Here is a 26142-nt window from a genome sequence, read left to right on the forward strand (position 1 = left end):
ATTATAGCCGATCGGCGTGCCGCGCCGCAGGCCTGTCGGCGATCCGGCGCGTGTTTGGGGTTGATTTTGCGGAGATTTTCGCCGCCCCGCGCACATTTAGCGCGCGGCGGCGGGCGGCTTGCCGCGAGCGCTCTAGCTTGCCGCGTGTTCGACGATCAGCTGCACGCGCGAGACGCCGTTCCATGTGTCGCTCGCAAGCCGGTACGCAACCGTGGTGCGCGCGGGCAGCGTGTCCGTGTGATTGAACCAGATCGCGTTAAAGCGCTGGCGCCCGCGCATGAGCTGCAGCTTGAGGTGCTTGTCCTTCACGAGCGCCTGCGAGGCGACATCGAATTCGCCCGAAAATACCGGCGCCGGAAAGCCCTGGCCCCAAACGGCCGCATCCAGCATTTCGACGAACTGCGGCGTGAAGTAGGCGTCTTCCAGTTCGCCGTCGGTCTCGACGGTGCGCGAGAGCGCGTCGTCCGTCAGCCACTCGCGGCCGACCGCTTCGAACGCGGCCGTGAAGCGCGGCACGTCCGCGGTGGCGAGCGTGAGACCCGCGGCCATTGCGTGGCCGCCGAACTTGACGATCAGGCCAGGCTCGCGCTTCGAAATGAGATCGAGTGCATCGCGCAGATGAAAGCCCGCGATCGAGCGCCCCGAGCCCTTGACGAGCCGGCCGCTGTCGTCGGCGAGCGCGAAGGTGAACGCGGGGCGGTGGAACTTCTCCTTCAGCCGTCCCGCGACGATGCCGATCACGCCCTGGTGCCACGCCGGGTTGAAGAGCGTGATGGTGGTGGCGCCGTCGGGGTCGATCGACGAGAGGTCGTCGAGCGCCTGCTGCTGCATGCCGGCCTCGATTTCGCGGCGCTCGCGGTTCATCGTGTCGAGCTGCTGCGCGAGTTCCCATGCGCGGCCGACGTCGTCGGTGGTCAGGCATTCGATGCCGAGCGACATGTCCGAGAGGCGTCCCGCCGCGTTCAGCCGCGGGCCGAGCGCAAAGCCGAGGTCGAAGCCGGACGCGTTGCGCGCGTCGCGTGCCGCCGCGCGAAAGAGGGCGGCCATGCCCGGCTGCATCTTGCCCTTGCGGATGCGCTGCAGGCCTTGCGCGACGAGCACGCGGTTGTTGCCGTCGAGCCTGACCACGTCGGCGACGGTGCCGAGCGCGACCAGATCGAGCAGACCGTCCAGACGCGGCTCGGGGAACGCGTCGCCAAACGCGCCGCGCCGGCGCAGTTCCGCGCGCAACGCGAGCAGCACGTAAAACATCACGCCGACGCCCGCGATGCACTTGCTCGGGAATTCGCAGCCCGGCTGGTTCGGATTGACGATGGCGCGCGCCGCCGGCAACTGGTCGCCGGGCAGGTGGTGATCGGTGACGAGCACGTCGATGCCGAGTGCGTTGGCCGCCTCGACGCCTTCCACGCTCGCAATGCCGTTGTCCACGGTAATCAGCAGCTCGGGCTTGCCCGACGCGCGCTGCGCGGCCAGCGCGACGATCTCCGGCGTGAGGCCGTAGCCGTATTCGAAGCGATTCGGCACGAGATAGTCGATCTGCCCGCCGAACATGCGCAGCCCCCGCACCGCGACCGCGCAGGCGGTGGCGCCGTCGCAATCGTAGTCGGCGACCACCAGCATGCGGCGCTTTTGCTGGATCGCGTCGGCGAGCAGCACGGCGGCCTCGTCGCAACCTTTGAGCGCGGCGGGCGGCACGAGGCGCGCGAGACCGGTTTCGATTTCGTCGGGCAGGCACACGCCGCGCGCCGCATAGAGGCGCGCGAGCACCGGATGCAGGCCGTGGCGCACGAGGACTTCGGCGTCGGCGGGAGAACAGGCGCGCGTAACGATTCGGGTCATGCTGGGAGGCCGTGAGTCAGGTCGGTCATACGTTGGGTCATTCGATGAAAAGCGAGGCCAGCACGCGCCGCCGCCAGAATTTACGCAGGTCGCCGCGCGTGAGCGCAAGCGTGACCGAGCCGGTGTCGCCGCACAGCGTCAGGCCGAGTTCGGCGAGCGCGCCGGATTCGAGCGCCGCGAGCGCCGGGGCGAACCAGTCGTCCTCGAGCGCCGCGAACGACGCGTTCCAGCGCGCCCAATCCTGCTCGATGAAAGGCGCGGAAAAGGGATCCAGTTCGACGAGCGCGCTTTGTAAGGAGGCGCTTGCCGCGTCCGCGTCGCCCCGCTTGCTGACGAGCCCGCCGAACGACGCCGGCGGGGCGGCGTTCTGGACGCCGGCCGTCATCGCGAGGCCGCGTGTTGCAGCGGCGTCGGAGAACACGCGCGCAAACGGGCTGTGCACCGGCCGCGCCGCGCCTTGCGCATGAAACCAGATCGAGTTGACGGCCGGCAGGCCGCGCGCCTCGCGCGCTTCATTAACGGGGTGCTGGAACCACGCCATCTGCACTTCGTTCTGCAGTTTCATCCACGCGCGCGAACGCTCGCCGGAATGCGCTTCGTGCGGCAGCCAGATTTCGATGTTGCGGCCGCTCGCGCGCAACGGCGAAGCGCCCGCGAGCGTACCGAAACCTTCGCCCGACAGATACCAGCGCGTGGGCTTCGGCGCCACGATGCGCACGCCCAGCTCCTCGATCAGCGGACGCGCCACCGCGAGGAGTGCGCTCGCCTCTTCATCGGACAGGTCGAGCGATGCCGGGTCGATCAGCACGAGATGATCATGCGCGATGCGCACGTGCACGGGCTGCACGCAGGCCCAGGTCGCGTCGCCGGGCTGGCCGCCGTCGGCGCGCAGCATGTACGGCGCGAGCGGCGCTTCGTCGGCGGTTGCAGCGGCTACTGTGGCTGCGGCGGAGCCGGCGGATAAAGCGCCGAACTGGCGCGCGATCCAGCGTTCGTGCGGCAGCGTGCGCTGGAAATCCTCGCCGATCACGCGTTCCACGAGCGTCGCGCGTGTGATCAGCCGGTCGAGGGCGGGACTGCGAATGTCGTGGAGGGCGGTGGCGGCGTCGGCTGCGGCGGGCAGCGCGAAAGGAAGCAGAAGATGGAGGCGGTTGGCGTGCATGATGCTGCGCATTGTAGGGCAAAGCGCGCGGTGGTTTCGATCGAAGCGGCGCGGCGCACGCCACCTGCATGGTGCCGCCCGGTGGCGGGTCGCGTGGCGAGGGACTGCGTGGGGCAGCGCGCTGGCCACGAGCGCGTGGCGGGGGACTGCGCGGGCAGCCACCACCTGCCGTCGCCCGGTCCGCGGGTCCCAGCGGTCGCTTTACGCGGCGGCGCGGCATTGTATGGCAAACTTCGCGCTTGGTTGACGGTGGCGGCACCGGCAATCGTCTGGACGGGCTTGAACGGCGCTGCCGGACCGGAACCATCCGCAGTGCCGCGACACCAATGATCAGGACACTTCGGGCGCCGGATGCAACCCGCCAGCAACTCGCCAGAAGCCCGCAGCCGCGGCACGGCGGTCTGGGCGGCCGAAGAACGCAGAAAAGGACTCGCTTGAAATTTCCCTACGAATGGCAGATCGGCTGGCGCTACACGCGCGCCGGCAAACGCACGACCGGCAACGGCTTCATTTCGTTCATCGCGCTCGTGTCCATGTCGGGCATCGCGCTCGGCGTGGCGGCGCTCATCGTCGTGCTCTCGGTCATGAACGGCTTCCAGAAGGAAGTGCGCGACCGCATGCTGTCGGTGCTCGCCCACGTCGAAATTTTTTCGCCGACAGGCTCGATGCCCAACTGGCAGCTCACCGCCCAGGAGGCGCGCCAGAACAAAGAAGTGATCGGCGCCGCGCCCTACGTCGAAGCGCAGGCGCTGCTCACGCGTCAGGATGCGGTGAGCGGCGTCGCGCTGCGCGGCGTCGAACCGACGCTCGAGCCGCAGGTGTCGGACATCGGCAAGGAAATGAAGGGCGGCAAGCTGACCAATCTCGTGCCCGGCGAGTTCGGCATCGTGCTGGGCGCGGATCTCGCGACCAATCTCGGCGTGGCGGTCAACGACAAGATCACCCTCGTCGCGCCCGAAGGCACCATTACGCCGGCCGGCATGCTGCCGCGCCTGAAGCAGTTCACGGTGGTGGGCATTTTCGAATCCGGGCATTACGAGTACGACAGCACACTTGCGCTCATCAACATCAAGGACGCGCAGGCGCTGTTCCGGCTGCCCGCGCCGACCGGCGTGCGGCTGCGCCTCGTCGACATGCAGCGGGCGCCCGAAGTCGCGCATCAGCTCGCGCGCACGTTGTCGGGCGACCTGTATATCCGCGACTGGACGCAGCAGAACAAGACCTGGTTCTCGGCCGTGCAGATCGAAAAACGCATGATGTTCATCATCCTCACGCTGATCATCGCGGTGGCGGCGTTCAATCTGGTGTCGTCGCTTGTGATGACGGTGACCAACAAGCAGGCCGATATCGCGATTTTGCGCACGTTAGGCGCGCAGCCGCGCTCGATCATGAAGATCTTTGTCGTGCAGGGCGTGACGATCGGTTTTATCGGCACGGCAACGGGCGTCGCGCTCGGTTGCCTGATCGCGTGGAGCATTCCATGGCTCGTGCCGATGATCGAGCATGCGCTCGGCGTGCAGTTCCTGCCGCCTTCCGTGTATTTCATCAGCGAGCTGCCGTCCGAGTTGATTCCGGCCGACGTCGCGCGCATCGGCATCATTGCCTTCCTGATGTCGGCGGTGGCGACGCTTTACCCCAGCTGGCGCGGCGCCAGGGTCCGTCCCGCGGAGGCGCTGCGCTATGAATGACCGTTCCGCAACCTTATCCATGGCTGCTCAGGAAATGACGCCGCATCCCTACGTGCTGGAAGCGACCGGCATTTCGAAGTCCTTCGTGCAGGGCGGGCTGAACGTCCAGGTGCTCAACAATACGCAACTGAGCGTGCGGCGCGGGGAGAAGCTCGCGATCGTCGGCGCGTCCGGTTCGGGCAAGAGCACGCTGCTGCACGTGCTCGGCGGTCTCGACGACCCGAGCGCAGGCCATGTCTCGGTGATGGGCAAGCCGTTCACGCAACTCTCCGAGCGCGAACGCAACGACCTGCGCAATCGCGCGCTCGGCTTCGTGTATCAGTTTCATCATCTGCTGCCGGAGTTTTCCGCGCTCGACAACGTCGCGATGCCGCTGCGCATCCGCCGCATGACGACGGAAGCCTCGCGCCGCGAGGCGCTCGCGGTGCTGGAGCGGGTCGGCATGGCGCATCGCGCGAAGCATCGGCCGGGCGAGCTGTCGGGCGGCGAGCGTCAGCGCGTGGCGATTGCGCGGGCGCTCGTCACGAAACCGGCCTGCGTGCTCGCCGACGAACCGACCGGCAACCTCGACGGCAGCACGGCCGACACGGTCTTCAATCTGATGCTCGAACTGTCGCGAACGCTCGAAACGAGCTTTGTGATCGTTACGCACGACCCGGAACTGGCGGGGCGCTGCGATCGCATCATGCGCTTGCGCGACGGCGTGCTGTACGAAGAGCCGCCCGTGCCGGTGTGACAGCGAGGCAGTGAGGCTGCCGGCGGCATACGCAGGCGCGAGCTGTGCTTCCTTGCTTCTACGGCGGCCATCCGCTCGCCAAATCCGCTCTGATAACGAGGCAAGTCATGTGGATCGATACGCACTGCCATCTCGACGCGTCTGAATTCGACACCGACCGCGAGCACGTTGCGGCGGCGGCGCACGGCGCGGGTGTCGGGCGTATCGTGATTCCGGCGATCGGGCGGCAGAACTTCGCGACCGTGCGGGAGCTCGCGCATCGGTTTGAAGGCGGCGCGTACGCGCTCGGTATTCATCCACTCTTCACGCCTGCCGCGCAGGAACACGACCTCGATCTGCTGCGCGCGGAAGTGGAAGCGAGTCTCGACGATCCGTGCTTTGTCGGCATCGGCGAAATCGGTCTGGACTATTTCGTCGACGGCCTCGACGACGCGCGGCAGCAGTTCTTCTACAACGGCCAGCTGGAAATCGCGCGGGAATTCGATCTGCCGGTGATCTGCCACGTGCGCAAATCGCAGGATCAGGTGATCAAAGGCTTGCGCCGCCATCAGATTCACCGCGGCATTGCGCATGCGTTTAACGGCAGCTTCCAGCAGGCGCAGGCGTATATCGATCAGGGCATGCACCTCGGCTTCGGCGGCAATCTGACGTTCGAGCGCGCGCGGCAGATTCGCCGGCTGGCCGAACAGTTGCCCTTCGACGCGCTCGTGGTCGAAACCGACGCGCCCGACATCCCGCCTGCGTGGATCTACAAACAGCGCAACTCGCCCGAGCAGATTCCGGGCATCGGCGCGGGCCTCGCGCAATTGCGCGGCATGGCCGTCGACGAAGCCGCCCTAGGCACAACGGCTAACGCGCTGGCCGCGCTGCCGCGGCTCGCGCTTTCGTCTGCATAATCGTTCCGGTTGATCTGAGTGGTTCGCGCCGGGCGGGATCCACGCCCGGGCGACGCTCGCGCTTCGCGCGCGGTGCGCTGTGCGCCGGGCGATGTCCGTGGTTTCGCCGGCGCATGGCGGGCGGAGGGCGGATGCGCGCATGGTGGGGTGGATTTGCGTTAGGCGTGGTGTGGCTGCAGCGGCAGGCCGCGCTGCCTGGCTTGGGCGGCTGGTGCGCGCTTGTCGTGTTGAGCGGTGTGGCGTCGGCCGCCGCGGTCTGGGGCTTGCGTGGCCGCTGCCTTGTCTGGGGCGAGGAGCAAGGCGCGCCTTTACACGAGGCGTTGCGACACGGGCGTGGCTTCGCGGGTTGGGGTGCGCTTTGCTGCGCGGCGTGGTGCGCGGGTTTCGGTTATGCCGCCTCGCGTGCCGAAGCGAGGCTCGCGTTCAGCTTGCCGCTCGCGTGGGAGGGGCGCGACGTCGACGTCACAGGCACGATTAAGGGTCTGCCTGCGCGCGACGAGAAAGGCGCGCGCTTTTTCTTCGACGTCGAGTCTTTCGACACACCCGACTCGGGTCTCGCGCCCGCCGCGCGGGCCGGCTTGCCGCGCGTCGTCCAGCTCGCATGGATAGCGGATGAGGCCCCGCCGCCGCCACTCGAACCCGGCGAGCGCTGGCGTCTGCGTGTGCGTCTGAAACGGCCGCACGGCAATGCCAATTTCGGGCTGCGCGACGCGGAAGCCGCCTTGCTCGCCCGCGACGTGCGGGCCACCGGCTATGTGAGTGCGCCGGCACAGTCGGTCCGGCTGGCAGGAGGCGCGCACGGAATCGGCGTGAGCGTCGACCGCTGGCGCGCGGCGCTGCGTGCGCGAATCGACAAGATGCTTGCGAGCGCGCCGCATCGCGGGATCGTCGTCGCGCTGGCGATCGGCGCGCAGGACCAAATCAGCGCCGCCGACTGGCAGCTGATGCGCGCGACCGGCACGAGCCATCTGGTGGCGATTTCGGGCTTGCATATCGGCTTTGCCGCGGGCCTCGCCGCATGGCTTTTCGGCACCTTCTGGCGACGCTCCGGGTGGCTCGGCCGCAACTGGCCGTTGCGGCTTCCCGCGCAGATCGTCGCGGTGACGGGCGGCGTGCTGTTCGCCGCACTGCACGCCGCGCTCGCCGGCTTCAACGTGCCGGTGCAGCGCGCGCTGTGGATGGCGAGCGTGGTCGCGCTCGCCTATGTGAGCGGGCGCAATGTGCCGCGCTCGGCCGTGCTGGCGTGGGCGCTCGGGCTCGTGTTGCTGATCGACCCCTGGGCGGTGGTGTCGGCGGGATTCTGGTTGTCGTTTTGCGCGGTGGCGGCCATTCTTTACGCTACGTCGGGACGGCCGCGCATCCAGGACCATGAGCAGCACACCGACGAGATCGACGAGGCCAGCGGCCTCGCGGCGGGCCGCGCTTCACGCTGGTCGCGCATGCGCGCTGCTGCTGCGCGGCGCCTGCGCGCCTTCGCCGAGCGGCTGCACGGCGCTGCTCAAGTGCAACTCGCCGTCACGCTCGCGCTCGCGCCGCTGACCGTTTACTGGTTCGCGCAAATTCCGTTGATCGGCCCGCTCGCAAACGCGTTTGCGATTCCGTGGGTGAGCGTGCTCATTACGCCGTCGGTATTGGCGGGCCTCGTGTTGCCTGCGCCGCTCGACGCCTTCGCGCTGCGCCTTGCTCACGGTCTGCTCGATGTGATGATGGCCAGGCTGCAATGGCTGTCGGGGCCGCGCTGGGCACTCTGGTGGCTGCCGCAGCCGGACGGATGGACGCTCGCCGCCGCCGCGGCGGGCGTGCTGTGGTGTCTTGCGCCACGCGGCTGGCCGTTGCGCTGGGCGGCGCCGCTCACGTGGTTGCCGCTCGTCGCCGCGGCGCCGTCGGGCCCGCCGCACGGCAGTTTCCGGCTGACCGCGCTCGATATCGGTCAGGGCACGTCGGTGCTCATCGAGACCGCGCATCATGCACTGCTGTTCGACGCCGGGCCGGGGCCCGAGTCGACCCACGCCGGCGAGCGCGTGGTGGTGCCGTTTTTGCGCGCACAAGGCGTGAACGCGCTCGATACGCTCATCGTCAGCCATGCCGATTCCGATCACTCGGGCGGCGTGCCGGCTGTGCTCGAGGCCATCGAGGTTCGTCAGATGGTCGCGGCGCTCGCGCCCGCCAATGCGCTTTGGGCCAATGCGCGGCAACACGGCGCAGACACGTTGCCGTGCGCGGCGGGGCAGCGCTGGCAATGGGACGGCGTCGAATTCGCGATGCTCTGGCCCGACGCGGGGCCGCTGCAAGGCAAGCCGAACGCGCATTGCTGCGTGCTGCGAGTGAGCACGTTGCCTCGGGCGGGGGGCGGGCCGACTGACGGGCTGGCTAACGGGCCAACTAACGGGGCGATTAGCGGCGCGCACGACGGGCCAAGCAACGCACCAACCAACGCACCAACCAACGCACCGGCCCGCGAGCGGAACGCGGCGGTTAGCGAAGCGGGCAGTGCGGCGAATCGCACGCGCGACCGGCAAGTCGAGGGCGAGCCGCTGGCCGCTCTTCTGACCGCGGACATCGAGGCGCCGACCGAACGCATTCTGCTTTCGCGCGATCCCGCGATGCTGCGCGCTCAGGTGCTCGTGGTTCCGCATCACGGCAGCAAGACTTCTTCCACCGAGCCGTTCCTCGACTCTATCGACCCGCTCGTCGCGCTATTTCAGGTAGGCTATCGCAACCGGTTTCATCATCCCAGTGCGGGCGTGCTCGCGCGCTATTCGGCGCGGCATATCGAGCTGGGCAGGAGCGATGCGGATGGCGCCGTGCGCGTTCTTGTGGAGCCGCACTTCGCGGCGCGTGGAGATCGCAACGCGGGGTCACAAGCGGGTCCGCAAGCGGGCCTGACCGGAGGTCCAACGGCAGGCCCAACGACAGGTCCAACGGCAGGCCCGGATGCAGATCCACAAACGCGAGGCGCCGCGCTCACGGTCGAGCGTTATCGCGAAACGCAGCGGCGCTACTGGATGGACCGTTGAACGCTCGTTCCACGTGCGCGGATTCGGCCCGTGAACACGGAGTCATCACAAAAGAAGACGCTAAAAGAGCGGCGGCCTGCCCACGCAGCCACCAGGCAGGCGTCGCGACGAGGGCGCCGCGGAGCATCTGCACGAGGCGCAAAGCTTCAGCGGCCGCGCGACAACAGAACGGAGATAACCGCAGTTGAAAAACATTATTCACTTTTCGCACGCGAACGGCTTTCCGGCCTCGACTTACCGGACTATTTTCGCCGAACTCTCCGACGACTACGAAGTGCGCTACATCGAACGCATTGCGCACGATCCGCGCTTTCCCGTCACGCAGGACTGGCCGCATCTGGTGGAGCAGTTGCTCGACGACATCGGGCGCCGTTATGAACAGCCGGTCTGGCTCGTCGGTCATTCGCTCGGCGGCTATCTGTCGCTGATGGCCGCGCTGAAAAAGCCGCAGTGGGTGAGGGGCGTGGTAATGCTCGATTCGCCGGTGGTGGCCGGCTGGCGCAGCAGCATTCTGCGCGTGTCGCAGTGGACGGGGCTCGACGAGCGGCTCTCGCCGGCCGCCGCCACGCGCACACGCCGCACGCACTGGGCGAGCCGCGAAGAGGCATGGCGGCATTTCTATTCGAAGCCCGCGTTCGCGCGTTGGGACGAGCGCATGCTGTCCGACTATATCGACTTCGGTATTCCGCAGGTTGCACACGACGGCTCGCGCAGCCTCGCGTTCGACCGGCGCATCGAATATCAGATCTACCGGACCTTGCCGCACACGCTCGGCGCGCGGCTCGCGCGCGGCGCGCCGGTGCCGGTCGGGTTCATCGCCGGCACGCGGTCGAAGGAAATCCGCCAGGTCGGTTTGAGCGCCACCCGCCGCGCCACGGGCGGTCACGTCGAATGGATCGAGGGCAGCCATCTTTTTCCGATGGAAAAGCCGATCGAAACCGCGCGCGCGGTGCAGCGGATGTTGCGCGAACTGGGCGAGCGCGGCTGACGCGGCGGGCGGCGATCGTGTGGCGTTTGGCCGTGGTTTGCCTGTAGTCTGCGCGGCGCATGCGCGCGCCGGGCTTGCTCGCATTTCGCTGGGTTGAGGCCCCGCTTTACGGTATAATCCGTTTTTCCCGCGAGCATCCAGCGATGACCAAATATGTTTTCGTCACCGGCGGCGTAGTATCTTCCCTCGGCAAGGGTATTGCCGCCGCTTCCCTCGCCGCGATTCTCGAATCGCGCGGTCTGAAAGTCACCCTCCTCAAGCTCGATCCCTACATCAACGTCGACCCCGGCACGATGAGCCCGTTCCAGCACGGCGAAGTGTTCGTAACGGAAGACGGAGCGGAGACCGACCTCGACCTCGGCCACTATGAGCGCTTCATCAGCACGAAGATGCGCAAGGCCAACAATTTCACCACGGGCCAGATTTACGAATCGGTGATCCGCAAGGAACGCCGCGGCGATTATCTCGGCAAGACGGTCCAGGTCATTCCGCACATCACGAATGAAATCCAGGCGTTCATCGAGCGTGGCGCGGCGTCGGCCACCTGCGGCGAGCCGGACGTCGCGATCGTCGAGGTGGGCGGCACGGTGGGCGACATCGAATCGCTGCCGTTCCTCGAGGCTGCGCGTCAAATGAGCCTCCGCATGGGCCGCAACAGCGCGTGCTTCGTGCATCTCACGCTCGTGCCCTGGGTCGCCACCGCCGGCGAGCTGAAGACCAAGCCCACGCAGCACAGCGTACAGAAGCTGCGCGAAATCGGTATTTCGCCGCACGTGCTGTTGTGCCGCGCCGACCGCCGCATTCCCGACGACGAGCGCGCGAAAATCTCCATGTTCTCGAACGTGCCCGAAGACGCCGTCATTTCGGTGTGGGACGCGGACAGCATCTACAAGATTCCGCAGATGCTGCATGATCAGGGTCTCGACGCGATCATCTGCGAAGAGCTCAAGCTCACGCCGAAAGCGGCCGACCTGTCCATGTGGTCGGAACTTGTCGAAAAGCTGCAAAACCCGGAACACGAAGTCACGATCGGCATGGTCGGCAAGTACGTCGATCTGACGGAGTCGTACAAGTCGCTGATCGAAGCGTTGCGCCACGCGTCCATGCACACGGCGACACGCGTGAACATCGAATATATCGATTCCGAAGAGATCGAGACGCAAGGCGTCGAAAGTCTCAAGCATCTGGACGCCGTGCTCGTGCCTGGCGGTTTCGGCCGTCGCGGCACGGAAGGCAAGATCGCCGCCATCCGCTATGCGCGCGAAGCGAAGGTGCCGTATCTCGGCATCTGCCTCGGCATGCAGCTCGCAGTGATCGAATTCGCGCGCGACGTCGTGGGCCTGAAAGACGCGAACAGTACCGAGTTCGATCAGGAAACCCCGAACCGCGTGGTCGCGCTCATCACCGAATGGTATGACCGCGAAGGCCGCGTCGAAAAGCGCACGGAAGAGTCGGATCTCGGCGGCACGATGCGCCTCGGTTCGCAACGCTGCCCGATCAAGCCCGGCACGATGGCCGAGGAAATCTACGGCAAGGACGTGAACGAGCGTCACCGTCACCGTTATGAAGTCAATAACCGCTTCGTGCCCCAGCTCGAGGCCGGCGGTCTTATCATCAGCGCCCGTACCCCGAGTGAAGATCTGCCGGAAATGATGGAACTGCCGCGCAGCATGCACCCGTGGTTCGTCGGCGTGCAGTTCCACCCGGAATTCACGTCCACGCCGCGCGACGGCCATCCGCTGTTCAAGTCGTTCGTCGAGGCAGCGCTTGCGCATCAGCAGTCGCGGGTCGCGAATGAAGTCGGGGAGAAAGCATGAAGCTGGGCGATTTCGAAATCGGGCTCGACAAGCCGTTTTTCCTGATCGCGGGCACCTGTGTCGTCGAATCGGAGCAAATGACGATCGACACCGCGGGCCGCCTGAAGGAAATCTGCGCGAAGCTGAACATTCCGTTCATCTACAAATCGTCGTATGACAAGGCCAATCGCAGCAGCGGCAAGTCGTTTCGCGGTCTCGGCATGGACGAAGGTTTGCGCATTCTGTCGGAAGTGAAGCGTCAGCTCGGCCTGCCGGTGCTGACGGACGTTCACGCGGAGCACGAGATCGAACAGGTCGCCTCGGTGGTCGACGTGCTGCAAACGCCGGCCTTTCTGTGCCGTCAAACGGACTTCATCCACGCGTGCGCGCGCTCGGGCAAGCCGGTCAACATCAAGAAGGGCCAGTTTCTCGCGCCGCACGACATGAAGAACGTGATCGACAAGGCGCGCGACGCGGCACGCGAAGCAGGCCTGTCCGAAGACCGTTTCATGGCGTGCGAGCGCGGCGTGTCGTTCGGTTATAACAACCTGGTGTCGGACATGCGCTCGCTCGCGATCATGCGCGAAACGAACGCGCCCGTCGTGTTCGACGCGACGCATTCGGTGCAGTTGCCAGGCGGGCAGGGCACGAGTTCGGGCGGTCAGCGCGAGTTCGTGCCGGTGCTCGCGCGGGCGGCCGTTGCGGTCGGCGTGGCAGGGCTCTTCATGGAAACACATCCGAATCCGGCAGAAGCGAAGTCGGACGGTCCGAACGCCGTGCCGCTGCATCGCATGGCCGATCTGCTCGAAACGCTCGTCACGCTCGATCAGGCCGTGAAGCGCGCGCCGTTCCTCGAAAGCGATTTCAACTGAATCAGGCATGCGCCGCGCGCTCGCAGCATGAGCCGGTCACGGCAGCGGGCGCGCGGCAAATGCACACAATGGTCGTCGAACGTATCGGCGCGCAAGTGGTCTGTCGGTGTGGCCGGCCGACGCCACGCGAGGCGCCAGGTGCGGTGTCACAGCAAAGAATTCATCGTCATTTCTTGAGGAAACCATGAGTGCTATCGTAGATATCATCGGTCGAGAGATTCTCGATTCGCGAGGCAACCCCACCGTCGAATGCGACGTGCTGCTCGAGTCCGGCACGATGGGCCGCGCCGCGGTGCCGTCGGGCGCGTCCACCGGCTCGCGCGAAGCAATCGAACTGCGCGACGGCGAAACCGGCCGCTACAGCGGCAAGGGCGTGCTGAAGGCTGTCGAGCACATCAACACCGAAATCTCCGAAGCGATCATGGGCCTCGACGCTTCCGAGCAGGCGTTCCTCGACAAGACGCTGCTGGAACTCGACGGCACGGACAACAAGTCGCGCCTCGGCGCGAACGCGATGCTGGCTGTGTCGATGGCCGTCGCGAAGGCCGCCGCAGAAGAAGCCGGCTTGCCGCTCTACCGTTACTTCGGCGGTTCGGGCGCGATGCAACTGCCGGTCCCGATGATGAACATCGTCAACGGCGGCGCACACGCGAACAACAGCCTGGACATCCAGGAATTCATGATCGTCCCGGTCAGCCAGCCGACCTTCCGCGAAGCACTGCGCTGCGGCGCAGAAGTTTTCCACGCGCTGAAGAAGATCCTGTCGGATCGCGGCATGAGCACGGCGGTCGGCGACGAAGGCGGTTTCGCACCGAACTTCGGCAGCAACGACGAATGCCTGTCCACCATCCTGCAAGCCATCGAGAAAGCAGGCTACCGCGCGGGCGAAGACGTGCTGCTCGCGCTCGACTGCGCAGCGAGCGAGTTCTACCACGACGGCAAGTACCAGTTGGCGGGCGAGGGCCTGCAACTGTCGTCGGCGGAATTTACCGACTACCTGGCCACGCTCGCCGACAAGTTCCCGATCGTGTCGATCGAAGACGGCATGCACGAAGGCGACTGGGAAGGCTGGAAGCTGCTCACCGAGAAGCTCGGCAAGAAAATCCAGCTGGTGGGCGACGATCTCTTCGTCACCAACACGCGCATTCTGAAGGAAGGTATCGAGAAGGGCATCGCGAACTCGATCCTCATCAAGATCAACCAGATCGGTACGCTGACCGAAACTTTCGCCGCCATCGAAATGGCGAAGCGCGCGGGCTACACGGCGGTGATCTCGCACCGCTCGGGCGAAACGGAAGATTCGACGATTGCCGATATCGCCGTCGGCCTGAACGCCGGCCAGATCAAGACGGGCTCGCTGTCGCGTTCGGACCGTATCTCGAAGTACAACCAGCTGCTGCGTATCGAAGAAGACCTCGGCGATATCGCCAGCTATCCGGGCAAGTCGGCGTTCTACAATCTGCGCTAATGAATGGTCAGGACCAGACTGTTTCTGCACTGACCGATGAGCCGGCTTTTCCTCGTGTCTGATTGACCTCGCCGCCCTGCGTAAAGCGCAGGGCGGCGCGTATTTATTGTGCTTACTTCATGCGGCTCGTCACTGCTGTATTGATCGTTCTGCTGGCGTTGATCCAGTATCCGCTGTGGTGGGGCCATGGCGGATGGTTGCGCGTTCACGAACTGCAGCAGCAACTCGCGCAGCAGATGCAAAAGAACGCCGACGCCAAGCTGCGCAACGAGCGCATTCAGGGCGAGGTGCAAGATCTGCAGAACGGCACGGCTGCCGTCGAAGAGCGCGCCCGGTACGAGATGGGCATGGTGAAAGACGGCGAGGTGTTCGTCCAGTTCGTGTCGCCGAATGCACCTTTGCCGACGGCCAATGCACCTTCCACCACGACGTCGACTCGCGGCGAGATGTCGGCCGCGCCGCTGCATGTGGTGCCGAATCCGGAATCGCGCGCGAAACCGGAGCGCAAGCACGGCGGTAAGGCGGCAAAAGAGAAGAAGCCGGCGCACTGAGGTTGCCGCCAAATGCTTCGACGGCAATGGCCGGGCGAGACGGCTCACCGGGCGTAAAAAAGGCGCGGTTCACAAACCGCGCCTTTTTGCATTGGCAGGTACCCATTAGCAGGTACCATTAGCAGGTACGACACGGCGAAAGTCCGGCCAAACCCGGCCCTCGCCGATATCCCGCCAACCCGCATCGCGCCGCTCAGCCCACTACCAGCCCCAGTACGGCCCGTAGCCGAAGCCGACGCCGGTGCCCCAGCCATGCCCCCAGCCACCGCCGTAGTAGCTGCCGTACACGGTGACGGGCACAGGCGGGCTGTAATAGCGGGACCACGCCTGTGCGGCGCTTTCCGCGGCAATCGCCTGGTTCTGCTCCGCCATGACCTGGCGATCGATGGCGTCGTACCGCTGGCGCTCGGCAGGCGTCAGCGGCTGAGCGGTGCTGGCCATGCCCGACTGGTCGGCGGGCAGCCGGCTGTATATCGGCGACGGACCCGGCGGGTCCATCATGCAACCGCTCAACGCAGTAAGGCCCGCGAGTGCCGTCAACACGGCAAAAGCGCGGGCGGGACGCGGCAACGAAGTGGGCATGCTCATGTTGAATCTCGATCGGTCGATACCCGGACGAACGCCGGGCGCCTCATCCAGCACCCGGTGAACGCGCAAAGCGTCAGCCCGCCAGCGGTATCAGTGCCGTTGCTCGGCGGCCGGCGTGACTCCTTGTGAGAGTGCATTGGCGAGAAAAAGTTGCGCCACGTCGACCGGGTCGAACTCGTACCGCTGGTTGCAGAACTCGCAATGAATTTCGACGTGGCCGCGCTCTTCGATCACGCCGTCCACTTCCTCGCGACCCAGCATCTTCAGCATCGAGCCGACCTTCTCGCGCGAGCAGGTGCATTCGAAGCGCGCGCTGGCCGGCTCGAAGTGCTGCACGTTTTCCTGCCAGAAGAGGCGGCGGAACACGGTTTCCGGTTCTTCCTTCAGCAGTTCGTCCTGCGACAGCGTGCCGCCGAGCGTGCAGACGCGCTCCCACGTATCGGCGTCCAGTTCGCCGGGATGCGGGACGATGCCGCCGTCGCCGGGAAGCTTTTGCAGCAGCATGCCGACCGCGCGTTCCGAATTCGCCGCGAGCCACAGGCGCGTATCGAGCTGCTCGGAGTGATGCATGTAGTGCTCGAGCACTTCCGCCATCGAGTTGAGCGGCCCATTTTCGCCCGAGAGCGGCACGATACTCTGATACGGCTGCTGACCGGGTTTCTTGTCGCGCGGATCGAGCGTGATCACGCAGCGGCCGTGGCCGCTTGCGTTGAGCAGTTCCACCATCGAGGTGCTCTCGCCGATCGTGCTGCCTTCGTCGCCGGAAAGCTTGGCGGTCGCGCGCATCGACAGGTCGGAGCTGCATTGAACCACCAGCATCTTGGCGGGGCCGTCGCCGAAAATCTGCATGATCAGCGTGCCGTCGAACTTCAGATTCGCCGACAGCAGCGCGCAGGCCGCCATCATCTCGCCGAGAATCGTCCGCACGGGCGCCGGATACTCGCGGCGCGTCAGCACTTCCTGCCACGTATTGCGCAGCGAAACGATTTCGCCGCGCACCGGCGCCGCGCTGAACATGAATTTTTGCAACTGGTCGCTCACAACTTTTCCTCTATCGAATGGCGCGGCCCGGCGAAGGCCGTGCACGCACCGTGCGCGCCGCGCGCCCGGCTGTTTAGCCGATGCGCACGAGCTGCGCCTTGAAATACTCGCGGCGCTCGGCGTAACTTGCCGTGCCGCGCTGCATGTTGGCGATGTCCGCCTCGGTCAGTTCGCGCACCACTTTCGCGGGCGCACCGAGAATCAGCGAATTATCGGGAAACACCTTGCCTTCGGTCACGATGGCGCCCGCTCCGACCAGACAGTTGCGGCCGATTACCGCGCCATTCAAGACCACCGCCTGAATTCCGATCAGCGCGCCTTCCTTGATCGTGCAGCCGTGCAGCATGACCTGATGCCCGACCGTGACGTTTGCCTCGATCGTCAGCGGAAAGCCGGGATCGGTGTGCAAGACCGCGTTTTCCTGGACGTTGCTGCCCGCGCCGAGCGTGATCGGCTCGTTGTCGCCGCGCAGCGTCGCGCCGAACCAGACGCTCGAATTTTCCTCCAGCGTTACGTTGCCGATGATGGTCGCGGAATCCGCGACGAACACGCTTTCGTGGATGGTCGGTGCGGCGTCGCCAAGCTTGTAAATGGTCACGTTGTCTCCTCGTGGATCGGTTGCCGGGCGCGGACGGCTCGCGGCGTGTCTGGTTTGACGGTTCTTCCTGTTTTTCGCCCGGCCCTTGGGCGGCCCCTGGTGGCGCCGGGCGCTGGCGAGCGTCGAATCGGGTATTGTAAACGGTTGTGTCGTCGCGCCGCTTTGCGTCACGCGCGAGCGGGGTTCGAGGTGGCCGCTTCGGCGTCAGTGCTTGACGCTTCGGCGCGCACGCCTCTCGCCTCGGCGCCCGCCGTCCGCAGTCCGCGCCATTCAACACCCGTCGGTTTCACTGCCTTGCCCGATCACCTTTCCATGATGTCCGCCGTTTCGCCCGCTTTCCCAGCCACGTCCACGCGCTCCGGGCCGTCCGCTTCGTCCATCGGGCCCGCGCCGGACGCGAGCGGCGCGCCGTGTTGCGCACGCACGGCGGCGCTCGCCGCGCTGCGCTGCGCGAGACCGATCCAGTGACGAAGGCAGCCGCCGCGCGAGCGTTATACGCGGCGGTGCTCGACGGCAGCGCGACGTGTCTCGCCGACGTCACGCTCGACGAACCGCCGGAGCCACCAGGACTGCCTGGGCGGCCCGTGCGCCCCGAGCTCGTCGAACCGCGCCAGCTGGGGCGGCGCAGCATGCAGTCGCCGCAAGGACGCGCGGTGCTGCTGCACGCGCTGGCGCATATTGAATTCAACGCGATCAATCTGGCGCTCGACGCCGTGTGGCGCTTCGCCGGCCTGCCCGCCGACTTCTACACCGACTGGCTGAAGGTCGCCGCCGAAGAGGCATATCACTTCTCGCTGCTGAGCGCGCGCCTCGCGGATTACGGCCATGCGTATGGCGACTTTCCCGCCCACGACGGCCTGTGGGACATGTGCGAGCGCACGCGTGGCGACGTGCTCGCGCGCATGGCGCTCGTGCCGCGCACGCTGGAGGCGCGCGGCCTCGATGCGTCACCGCCTATTCGCGCGCGTCTGCAGCAGGCGGGAGACCGTCAGTCCGCCGCGATTCTCGACGTGATCCTGCGCGACGAAATCCGCCACGTGCTGATCGGCAACCGCTGGTTTCGTCATCTGTGCGAGGAAGGCGGGTTGGATCCGCATGCGACCTACACGCGCCTCGCCGGCCAGTATCACGCGCCGAAACTGCGCGGGCCGTTCAATTTCGAGGCGCGCCGCGACGCAGGTTTCGACGAGGCCGAGCTAGCCGAACTGGCGGCGCTCGCAGGCGTCGGCCTGGGCACTGAGCCGACCGGCCGGTTGCCTCGCGACTGACTCACCTGCGACGGGGTTGCCGCCTGTCGCCACTGCCGTCCGCCTATGTCGTTATAATCGAACGACCATTCTTTTTTGGCGTGCATCCGACCATGAATATTTCCCGCTCCGAGTTCATCCCCGTGCGAGGCATCCGTCTGCATGTGCGGCGCTGGGGCAATCCCGATGCGCCGCTGCTCTTCATGCTGCACGGCTGGATGGACGTGGCGGCGTCGTTCCAGTTCGTCGTCGATGCGCTCGGCGGCGACTGGCAGGTCATCGCGCCCGACATGCGCGGCTTCGGTCTGTCGGACTGGCCGGTCGCGCAAAACGGCGGGGGCCATTACTGGTTCCACGATTACCTCGCCGATCTCGACGCGCTGCTCGATCATTACGCGCCGACCGGCCAGGTCAACCTGGTCGGACATAGTCTCGGCGCGAACGTCGTTTGCCTCTATGCGGGCGCGCGTGCACAGCGCGTGCGGCGCGTGGTCGATCTGGAAGGTTTCGGGCTGGCGCCCGCGCACGCCGGACAGGCGCCCAAACGGCTGCAAAACTGGCTCGACGAGCTGCGCGATCCGCCGCAACTGAAGCGCTATGCGTCCCTCGAAGACGTCGCCGCGCGGCTCACCAAAACCAATCCGCGGCTTGCGCCCGCCCGCGCGCAATTCCTGGCGAAGCACTGGTCGAAGCCGGACGGCGCCGGCGGCTTCATGCTGCTCGCCGACCCCGCGCATAAACTGCGCGGGCCGACGCTGTACCGTCTGGACGAAGTGATGGCCGTCTGGCGCAAGGTGAGCGCGAAAGTGCTGCATGTGGAAGCCGCCCATTCGCCCACGCTCGCCGCGCTGGCGGGCGATATTTCGCTCGACGAATTCAAGGCGCGCTTTCAGGCGTTTGCCGACTGGCGCGAGAAGATCATCGACGAAGCGGGGCACATGGTGCACCACGACCAGCCCGAACAGGTCGCCGCGCTGATCGAGGGATTCTGCGCTTAGCAAGGGCGAGGGCGAGGGCGAGGGCGAGGGCGAGGGCGAGGGCGAGGGCGAGGGCGAGGGCGAGGGCGAGGGCGAGGGCGAGGGCGAGGGCGCCAGGGGCCGGATCACCCGCTAGGCGCAAGCTTTCCGGCGTGAGAATTGCTCTGCGTTCACTTACTGCGTTGCAGTAAAATGGCTGCAGAACTTTCTCCACACGATGATGAACGCCGACCTTCACTGCCACTCCACCGTTTCCGACGGCCAGTTCGCGCCCGCCGACGTCGCGCGCCGTGCGCACGCGGGAGGCGTGACATTGTGGGCGCTCACCGACCACGACGAACTCGGCGGCCAGCATGAAGCGCGTCAGGCCGCCGAGGGGCTCGGCATGCGCTATCTGAGCGGCGTGGAAATTTCGGTGACGTGGGCGGCGCGGACGGTGCACATCGTCGGGCTCGGTATCGACCCCACGAGTTCGGTGCTGATCGACGGGCTTGCCCGCACGCGTAACGGGCGCGCGGCGCGCGCGGAGGCAATCGGCGAGCAGCTGGCCACGCTCGGCATTCCCGGCGCCTATGAAGGCGCGCTCAAGTACGTCTCGAACCCGGACATGATTTCGCGCACGCATTTCGCGCGCTTTCTGGTCGAAAGCGGTTATGCCAGTTCCACGCAAGATGTGTTCAACCGCTATCTCGGCGACGGCAAGCCCGGCTATGTGGCGCACCGCTGGTCGAAGCTGGCGGACGCGGTCGGCTGGATCAAGGCAGCGGGCGGCGAGGCGATCATCGCGCATCCGGGCCGCTATGCGTACTCGCCGACCGAATTCGACGCGTTTTTCGGCGAATTCATCGATCTGGGCGGCAAGGCGATCGAAGTCGTCACGGGCAGCCATACGCCCGATCAATACCGCGAATATGCCGACGTTGCGCGCCGCTTCGGTTTCGAGGCGTCGCGCGGCTCCGATTTTCACGCGCCGGGCGAGGGCCGCGTCGAGCTCGGTACGCTGCCGCCGCTTCCTTCCGATCTCAAGCCTGTCTGGGAACGCTGGCTGTGAACGCCCGCCGTGCCGCTTCGGCACGTCGTGCGCGCGAGCCGGCGCTTCGGCGTGCCCGCGCCTGACGCTCACGGTCCGCGGTCGTTTTGCGTCGGACCGCGCCATCAAACGTTGTTTCTCGTCGTCATCGTTAGCCGCCATGTCCCAATACTTCCGGCTTCATCCAGATAACCCGCAGCCGCGCCTCGTCAAGCAGGCCGTGCAGATCATCAACGACGGCGGCGTGGTCGCGCTGCCGACGGACTCGAGCTACGCGCTCGCCTGTCATCTCGACGACAAGAACGCCGTGGAGCGCCTGCGCCGGATTCGTGGGCTCGACGAGAAGCAGCTGCTGTCGCTCCTCGTGCGCGATCTGTCGGAGCTCGCTAACTTCGCGATGGTGGACAATCGCCAGTACCGGCTCATCAAATCGGTGACGCCGGGGCCCTATGTGTTCGTGCTGCAGGCAACGAAGGAAGTGCCGCGGCGCCTGTCGCACCCGTCGCGCAAGACAATCGGCCTGCGTGTGCCGGACCACGCCATCACGCTCGCCATTCTCGGCGAACTCGGTCAGCCGCTTCTTGGCTCCACGCTGATCCTGCCGGGCGAAACGACGCCGCTCAACGACCCGGAGGACATCCGCGCGCGGCTCGAAAAACAACTGGATCTGGTGATCGACGGCGGCGCTTGCGTGTGCGAGCCGTCCACGGTGATCGATCTGACCGGCGACGAGCCGGTGCTGGTGCGGGCAGGGCGCGGTTCTCTCGCGCCATTCGGTCTCGAAGAGACGGCATGAGCGAAAGCGGACAGATGCACGCAATCGCATTGTTACAATAGCGAGTTATGGATTCTTCCCTGATACAAACCATCGCGGTTTACGCGTTGCCGGTGATCTTCGCCATCACGCTGCATGAGGCCGCGCATGGTTACGTCGCGCGCTGGCTCGGCGACAACACGGCCTACGTGCTCGGCCGCGTTTCCATCAATCCGATGCGGCACATCGACCCGCTCGGCACCATTGCCATTCCCTTGCTCCTGTACTTCGCCACGAGCGGCGCGTTCATGTTCGGCTATGCAAAACCGGTGCCGGTCGCTTTCGGCAATCTGCGCAACCCGCGTTGGGGCAGCCTGTGGGTCGCGGCGGCGGGTCCCGCGTGCAACTTCGTGCAGGCGTTGATCTGGGGGCTGTTCGGCGTGGCGCTGGCCGTCCTTGCTGTCGACGAACCGTTTTTCACGCGCATGGCGGGCGCGGGCGTCGGCGTGAACCTCGTGCTGGGCGTGCTCAATCTGTTTCCTTTGCCGCCACTCGACGGTGGCCGTGTGCTGATGGCGCTCCTGCCGCCGCGCCAGGCCATCGCGCTGTCGCGCCTCGAACCATACGGCTTTTTCATCGTGATGGCGCTCGTCATGACGGGCACGCTGACGCGCTACTGGCTGAGCCCGCTCGTCACGCTCGGTTACAGCGCCATCACCGCAATTCTGACTCCACTTGTTTCGCTTTTCTAAATAACCATGTTCCCAGACCGTATCTTCTCCGGCATGCGGCCCACCGGGTCGCTGCACCTCGGCCACTATCACGGCGTGCTGAAAAACTGGGTGCGGCTGCAGTCCGAATACCCGTGCTTCTTCGCCGTCGTCGACTGGCATGCGCTGACGACTCACTACGAAACGCCTGAGGTCATCGAGAAAAACGTCTGGGAAGTGCTGATCGACTGGCTCGCCTCGGGCATCGATCCGGCGCAGGCCACGCTTTTCATTCAGAGCCGCGTGCCCGAGCACGCGGAGCTGTCGCTGCTGCTCGGCATGAGCACGCCGCTCGGCTGGCTCGAGCGCGTGCCGACCTACAAGGAGCAGATCGAGAAGCTGAAGGAGAAAGATCTGTCGACTTACGGCTTCCTCGGCTATCCGGTGCTGATGGCGGCGGACATTCTGCTGTATCGCGCGTCGCTCGTGCCGGTCGGCGAAGACCAGGTGCCGCACGTCGAGATGACGCGTGAAATCGCGCGCCGTTTCAACTACCTGTATGGCCGCGAGCCGGGCTTCGAGGAGAAAGCGAACGAAGCCGCGAAGAAGCTCGGCGGCAAGCGCTCCAAGCTGTATCACGAGCTGCGCAACGCCTACCAGCAGGAAGGCGACGACGAAGCGCTCGAGCAGGCGCGCGCCATGTTGCAGGAGTCGCAAAGCCTGTCGATGAGCGACCGCGAGCGCCTGTTCGGCTACCTGGAAGGCTCGCGCAAGATCATTCTGGTCGAGCCGCAGGTCATGCTGACGGAAGCGTCGCGTATGCCGGGGCTGGACGGCCAGAAAATGTCGAAGTCGTACGGCAACACGATCGGTCTGCGCGAGGACGCCGAAACCATCACGAAGAAGGTGCGCACCATGCCGACCGATCCGGCACGCGTGCGCCGCACGGACCCGGGCGATCCGGACAAGTGCCCGGTGTGGCAACTGCACCAGGTCTACACGGACGAAACCACGCATGAGTGGGTTCAGAAAGGTTGCCGCTCGGCCGGCATCGGTTGTCTGGAGTGCAAGCAGCCGGTGATCGAAGGTATTTTGCGCGAACAGCAGCCCATGCTCGAGCGCGCGCAGAAGTACATGGACGACCCGTCGCTGCTGCGCGCGATCGTCGCCGACGGCTGCGACAAGGCGCGCCGCTTCGCCACGGAAACCATGCGGGACGTGCGCGAGGCGATGGGTCTGTCGTACAACTGAAGTACAACTGAGCATTCGCCGCCACGTCATGAGCAGCCCCGCAGTCAACGTGCATGGATTGGGCGAGCCGTCGCGCTGGGTGCGCCATTGGGCGCATCTCGTCGCGGCGGGTGGCGCGGTGCTCGACGTGGCCTCGGGAGCAGGGCGCCACGCGCGGTTTTTTGCGTCGCTGGGTCATCCGGTGACGGCGATCGACCGCGACGTCGCCGCGCTGAATACGCTCGCTGACGAGCCGCTCGTCACGCCGGTAGTCGCAGACATCGAGAGCGCGCCATGGCCGTTGCCCGCGGAGGCGACATTCGCGGCCGTCGTCGTCACCAACTATTTGCACCGTCCGCTTTTTGGAAGGCTGATTCAATCCCTCGCGCCCGGCGGCGTACTGGTTTACGAGACCTTTGCGAAAGGAAACGAAACGGTCGGCAAGCCCTCTAATCCGGCGTTTCTGCTCGCGCCCGGCGAGCTGCTCGAGGTGGTGCGCGGCCAGTTGAGGGTGGTCGCGTTTCAGGACGGTTTTCTCGCGCAGCCACGCCCGGCTTACGTCCAGCGCATCTGCGCCATTCTGGAGGCGGACCGCTCAGACAACCCCGCGCAGGCGGCACCCCCGCCTTGTTACGAGTTGGCTGGCTAATCCGCTACAATCGCGGTTTACCTGATCAAATTCATGGCTTTTCATGACTAACGTCACACAAGCGGGCACTCAAGCGGCGGGCACTCAAGCGGCGGGCACTCAAGCGGCGGGCATTCAAGCGGCAGGCACTCAAGCGGACAATGCGCCCGGCACCAGCGGCGTCCAGATTCGCGGCAGCATTCCTGCCATCATCACTCCGATGCTCGAAGACGGCAGCCTCGACTTGCCGGCATTCCGCAAACTGATCGACTGGCATGTCGCCGAGGGCACGAACGCGCTCGTGGTGGTCGGTACGAGCGGCGAGTCGGCTACGCTGTCCGTCGAAGAGCACGTGCTGATGGTCAAGACCGCCGTCGAGCACACGGCGGGCCGGATTCCGGTGATCGCCGGTTCGGGCGGCAATTCGACTGCGGAAGCGATCGAACTGACGCGCGAGGCGAAGGAAGTCGGCGCGGACGCCACGCTGCAGGTCGTGCCGTATTACAACAAGCCGACCCAGGAAGGCATCTATCGCCATTTTGTGAAGATCGCCGAAACGGTCGATCTGCCGGTGATTCTGTACAACGTGCCGGGCCGCACGGTCGCGGACATGAGCAACGAGACCATTCTGCGTTGCGCGCAGGTGCCGGGCATCATTGGTGTGAAGGAAGCGACTGGCAACATCGACCGCGCCGCGCATCTGATCAAGTCGGCGCCCGCGCACTTCGGCATCTACAGCGGCGACGATCCTACGGCGATCGCGCTGATGCTGCTCGGCGGCCACGGCAATATTTCGGTGACCGCGAACGTCGCGCCGCGCGCCATGAGCGAGCTGTGCAAGGCGGCACTCGCGGCGGACGCAAAGACCGCGCGTGAGATTCATCTGAAGCTGTTGTCGCTGCATAAGAACCTGTTCATCGAATCGAATCCGATTCCGGCGAAATGGGCGCTGCAGCAGTTGGGTCGTGTGCAGGGCGGGATCCGCCTGCCGCTCACGCCGCTCGACGCGCAATACCACGAAGTGGTGCGCGGCGCGCTGCGCGAAGCGGGCCTGCTCGGCTAGGCGGCTACGGCCGTACCCGTCAGCGCCACCCAGCCACCGGCATTTCCTTAACCGACGTCGATCCAGCCCACGTTCCCGGCACACAGAACCAGGCACCGCGTTCCAGCATCACGAAGGACCTCATGAAACGTTCCGCACTTTCCCTCCACGCAACCCGCATGGCGGCGCTGACGCTTGCCCTGGTGACGCTCGCCGGCTGTGACACCCTGAACGACTGGTTTGCTTCCGATCGCGTGAATTACAAGGCCGCGGGCAGCGCGCCGCCGCTCGCCATTCCCGGCGATCTGAGCACCACGGCAACCGATCAGCGTTACGTCGCACCGCCGGCCAATCTCGCGCTCGGCGGCGCAACCAAGCGTGCGGTCACGGCGGCCGGTAATTCGACGGAAGGCCAGCCGAACGCGCAAGACCCGTACGGCATGCATATCGAGCGCGACGGCGACCGCCGCTGGCTTGTGGTCGACGGCCGCTCGCCGGAACAACTGTGGCCGCAACTGCAGGAGTTCTGGCAGGAAAACGGCTTTGCGTTGAAAACCGATGCGCCGGCTACCGGCATCATGGTGACCGACTGGGCGGAGAACCGCGCCAACATTCCGGACGACTGGTTCCGCCGCACGGTGGGCAAAGTGATCGACTTCGCGTATTCGTCGGGCACGCGTGACAGTTTCCGCACCCTCGTGTCGCGCGGTCCTTCCGACACGACGGACATTTCCGTCACGCATAGCGCAATGGAAGAAGTGCTGACGGGTCAGGACAAGACGTCGTCGCGCTGGGAAGAGCGTCCGCGCGATCCCGCGTTGGAAGCGCTGTTTCTCACCAAGCTGATGCAGAAATTCGGCCTGACCGACAAGCAGTCCAAGCAATTGCTGACGGAAGCGCGTCCGGCCACCGCACCGTCAACGCTCGACAAGAGCGCGGGCGCATCCACGCTCGATCTGCAGGAATCGTTCGACCGCGCGTGGCTGCGCGTGGGTCTCGCGCTCGATCGCACGAACTTTACCGTCGACAACCGCGACCGCGAGAAGGGTATTTACTATGTGCGCTACGCCGACTCGATGCAGGAGCTGAAGAAAGAGGGGCTCCTTGGCAAGCTGTTCTACGGCGGCAATTCGGCGAAGAAGCCGGGCCAGGAATTCCTCGTCAACGTGCGTCCGAAGGGCGACACCGTGACGCAAGTGGCGGTGCTCGACGCGAACGGGCAGATCGACAATTCGTCCGACGCGCAGCGCATCGTCACGCTCCTGCACGCGCAACTGAACTGAT

General features: G+C 65.8%; 23 protein-coding genes and 1 pseudogene. 18 read left to right on the forward strand and 6 right to left on the reverse strand.

Translation table 11 applies throughout. From position 1 onward, the window contains the following. Positions 1 to 132: 132 nt before the first annotated feature. The gene (gene recJ, locus ACEN8U_RS20185; protein ID WP_015003178.1) at positions 133 to 1839 is read right to left on the reverse strand and encodes a single-stranded-DNA-specific exonuclease RecJ; all 1707 of its coding nucleotides are present in this window, start codon (positions 1837 to 1839) and stop codon (positions 133 to 135) included. A 37-nt stretch (positions 1840 to 1876) separates the two neighbouring features. Next, positions 1877 to 3013 carry a hypothetical protein gene (locus tag ACEN8U_RS20190; protein WP_041745552.1) on the reverse strand — a complete coding sequence of 379 codons (1137 nt, stop codon included), beginning with the start codon at positions 3011 to 3013 and terminating at the stop codon, positions 1877 to 1879. A 422-nt stretch (positions 3014 to 3435) separates the two neighbouring features. Here ACEN8U_RS20190 and ACEN8U_RS20195 point away from each other — a divergent pair, with 422 nt between their 5' ends. The 9 genes from ACEN8U_RS20195 (at position 3436) to ftsB (ending at position 15013) form a co-directional block, all read left to right on the forward strand. Further along, positions 3436 to 4689 (forward strand): lipoprotein-releasing ABC transporter permease subunit, encoded by a 1254-nt coding sequence (locus tag ACEN8U_RS20195; protein ID WP_013588912.1) that lies wholly within the window; start codon positions 3436 to 3438, stop codon positions 4687 to 4689. Continuing rightward, on the forward strand, positions 4682 to 5425 hold the full coding sequence (gene lolD, locus ACEN8U_RS20200; RefSeq protein ID WP_013588911.1) for a lipoprotein-releasing ABC transporter ATP-binding protein LolD: 744 nt from the start codon (positions 4682 to 4684) through the stop codon (positions 5423 to 5425). Before ACEN8U_RS20195 ends, lolD begins: the two co-directional genes overlap by 8 nt. A 107-nt stretch (positions 5426 to 5532) precedes the next feature. Further along, positions 5533 to 6321: a TatD family hydrolase gene (locus ACEN8U_RS20205; RefSeq protein WP_015003175.1), complete on the forward strand. Its 789-nt coding sequence runs from the start codon at positions 5533 to 5535 to the stop codon at positions 6319 to 6321. Positions 6322 to 6452: 131 nt separating this feature from the next. After that, a complete protein-coding gene (locus ACEN8U_RS20210; RefSeq protein ID WP_310106569.1) occupies positions 6453 to 9338 on the forward strand; it encodes a DNA internalization-related competence protein ComEC/Rec2 in 2886 nt (961 codons plus the stop codon). Positions 9339 to 9522: 184 nt separating this feature from the next. Further along, positions 9523 to 10326 carry an alpha/beta fold hydrolase gene (locus ACEN8U_RS20215; protein WP_015003173.1) on the forward strand — a complete coding sequence of 268 codons (804 nt, stop codon included), beginning with the start codon at positions 9523 to 9525 and terminating at the stop codon, positions 10324 to 10326. Positions 10327 to 10469: 143 nt separating this feature from the next. Then, on the forward strand, positions 10470 to 12143 hold the full coding sequence (locus tag ACEN8U_RS20220) for a CTP synthase (protein ID WP_013588907.1): 1674 nt from the start codon (positions 10470 to 10472) through the stop codon (positions 12141 to 12143). Continuing rightward, positions 12140 to 12994 carry a 3-deoxy-8-phosphooctulonate synthase gene (gene kdsA, locus ACEN8U_RS20225; protein ID WP_013588906.1) on the forward strand — a complete coding sequence of 285 codons (855 nt, stop codon included), beginning with the start codon at positions 12140 to 12142 and terminating at the stop codon, positions 12992 to 12994. The genes ACEN8U_RS20220 and kdsA overlap by 4 nt, the downstream gene beginning before the upstream one ends. 184 nt (positions 12995 to 13178) lie before the next feature. Further along, positions 13179 to 14462, forward strand: coding sequence for a phosphopyruvate hydratase (gene eno / locus ACEN8U_RS20230; RefSeq protein ID WP_013588905.1), 1284 nt, complete (start codon positions 13179 to 13181; stop codon positions 14460 to 14462). 119 nt (positions 14463 to 14581) lie between these two features. Further along, complete coding sequence (ftsB, locus tag ACEN8U_RS20235) at positions 14582 to 15013, forward strand: cell division protein FtsB (RefSeq protein WP_015003172.1); 432 nt, start codon at positions 14582 to 14584, stop codon at positions 15011 to 15013. A gap of 201 nt (positions 15014 to 15214) precedes the next feature. On the opposite strand, the gene ACEN8U_RS20240 is transcribed toward ftsB, so the two are convergent. The 4 genes from ACEN8U_RS20240 to ACEN8U_RS20255 form a co-directional block, all read right to left on the reverse strand. Then, positions 15215 to 15601 (reverse strand): hypothetical protein, encoded by a 387-nt coding sequence (locus ACEN8U_RS20240; protein ID WP_013588903.1) that lies wholly within the window; start codon positions 15599 to 15601, stop codon positions 15215 to 15217. Positions 15602 to 15691: 90 nt separating this feature from the next. Beyond that, positions 15692 to 16642: an Hsp33 family molecular chaperone HslO gene (gene hslO / locus ACEN8U_RS20245; RefSeq protein WP_013588902.1), complete on the reverse strand. Its 951-nt coding sequence runs from the start codon at positions 16640 to 16642 to the stop codon at positions 15692 to 15694. Between the two features lie 73 nt (positions 16643 to 16715). Beyond that, the gene (locus ACEN8U_RS20250; RefSeq protein WP_015003170.1) at positions 16716 to 17240 is read right to left on the reverse strand and encodes a gamma carbonic anhydrase family protein; all 525 of its coding nucleotides are present in this window, start codon (positions 17238 to 17240) and stop codon (positions 16716 to 16718) included. A 302-nt stretch (positions 17241 to 17542) separates the two neighbouring features. After that, positions 17543 to 17665, reverse strand: a complete 123-nt coding sequence (locus tag ACEN8U_RS20255) for a hypothetical protein (protein WP_310107331.1) — start codon at positions 17663 to 17665, stop codon at positions 17543 to 17545. Between ACEN8U_RS20255 and ACEN8U_RS20260 the strand changes: the two are divergent. From ACEN8U_RS20260 to bamC, 9 genes and pseudogenes are all read left to right on the forward strand, one after another. After that, a pseudogene (locus ACEN8U_RS20260) lies at positions 17619 to 18508 on the forward strand (ferritin-like domain-containing protein). The gene ACEN8U_RS20255 and the pseudogene ACEN8U_RS20260 overlap by 47 nt on opposite strands. A gap of 92 nt (positions 18509 to 18600) precedes the next feature. Next, a complete protein-coding gene (locus ACEN8U_RS20265; protein ID WP_041745550.1) occupies positions 18601 to 19485 on the forward strand; it encodes an alpha/beta fold hydrolase in 885 nt (294 codons plus the stop codon). 199 nt (positions 19486 to 19684) lie between these two features. Beyond that, positions 19685 to 20515 (forward strand): 3',5'-nucleoside bisphosphate phosphatase, encoded by an 831-nt coding sequence (locus ACEN8U_RS20270; protein WP_041746300.1) that lies wholly within the window; start codon positions 19685 to 19687, stop codon positions 20513 to 20515. Between the two features lie 139 nt (positions 20516 to 20654). Then, the gene (locus ACEN8U_RS20275; protein ID WP_015003166.1) at positions 20655 to 21290 is read left to right on the forward strand and encodes an L-threonylcarbamoyladenylate synthase; all 636 of its coding nucleotides are present in this window, start codon (positions 20655 to 20657) and stop codon (positions 21288 to 21290) included. A gap of 47 nt (positions 21291 to 21337) precedes the next feature. Continuing rightward, entirely contained in the window at positions 21338 to 22000 is a 663-nt protein-coding gene (locus ACEN8U_RS20280) for a site-2 protease family protein (RefSeq protein WP_013588896.1), read from the forward strand. A 6-nt stretch (positions 22001 to 22006) separates the two neighbouring features. Continuing rightward, complete coding sequence (locus ACEN8U_RS20285) at positions 22007 to 23209, forward strand: tryptophan--tRNA ligase (RefSeq protein WP_013588895.1); 1203 nt, start codon at positions 22007 to 22009, stop codon at positions 23207 to 23209. A gap of 28 nt (positions 23210 to 23237) precedes the next feature. Next, complete coding sequence (locus ACEN8U_RS20290) at positions 23238 to 23837, forward strand: class I SAM-dependent methyltransferase (protein ID WP_015003165.1); 600 nt, start codon at positions 23238 to 23240, stop codon at positions 23835 to 23837. Between the two features lie 199 nt (positions 23838 to 24036). Continuing rightward, positions 24037 to 24879 (forward strand): 4-hydroxy-tetrahydrodipicolinate synthase, encoded by an 843-nt coding sequence (dapA, locus tag ACEN8U_RS20295; protein WP_368578641.1) that lies wholly within the window; start codon positions 24037 to 24039, stop codon positions 24877 to 24879. Positions 24880 to 25001: 122 nt separating this feature from the next. Beyond that, on the forward strand, positions 25002 to 26141 hold the full coding sequence (bamC, locus tag ACEN8U_RS20300; protein WP_013588892.1) for an outer membrane protein assembly factor BamC: 1140 nt from the start codon (positions 25002 to 25004) through the stop codon (positions 26139 to 26141). The last annotated feature ends 1 nt before the right edge of the window (position 26142 follow it).

Origin of the sequence: Paraburkholderia phenoliruptrix (assembly GCF_047325075.1) — a bacterium.
Lineage (GTDB): Bacteria > Pseudomonadota > Gammaproteobacteria > Burkholderiales > Burkholderiaceae > Paraburkholderia > Paraburkholderia phenoliruptrix.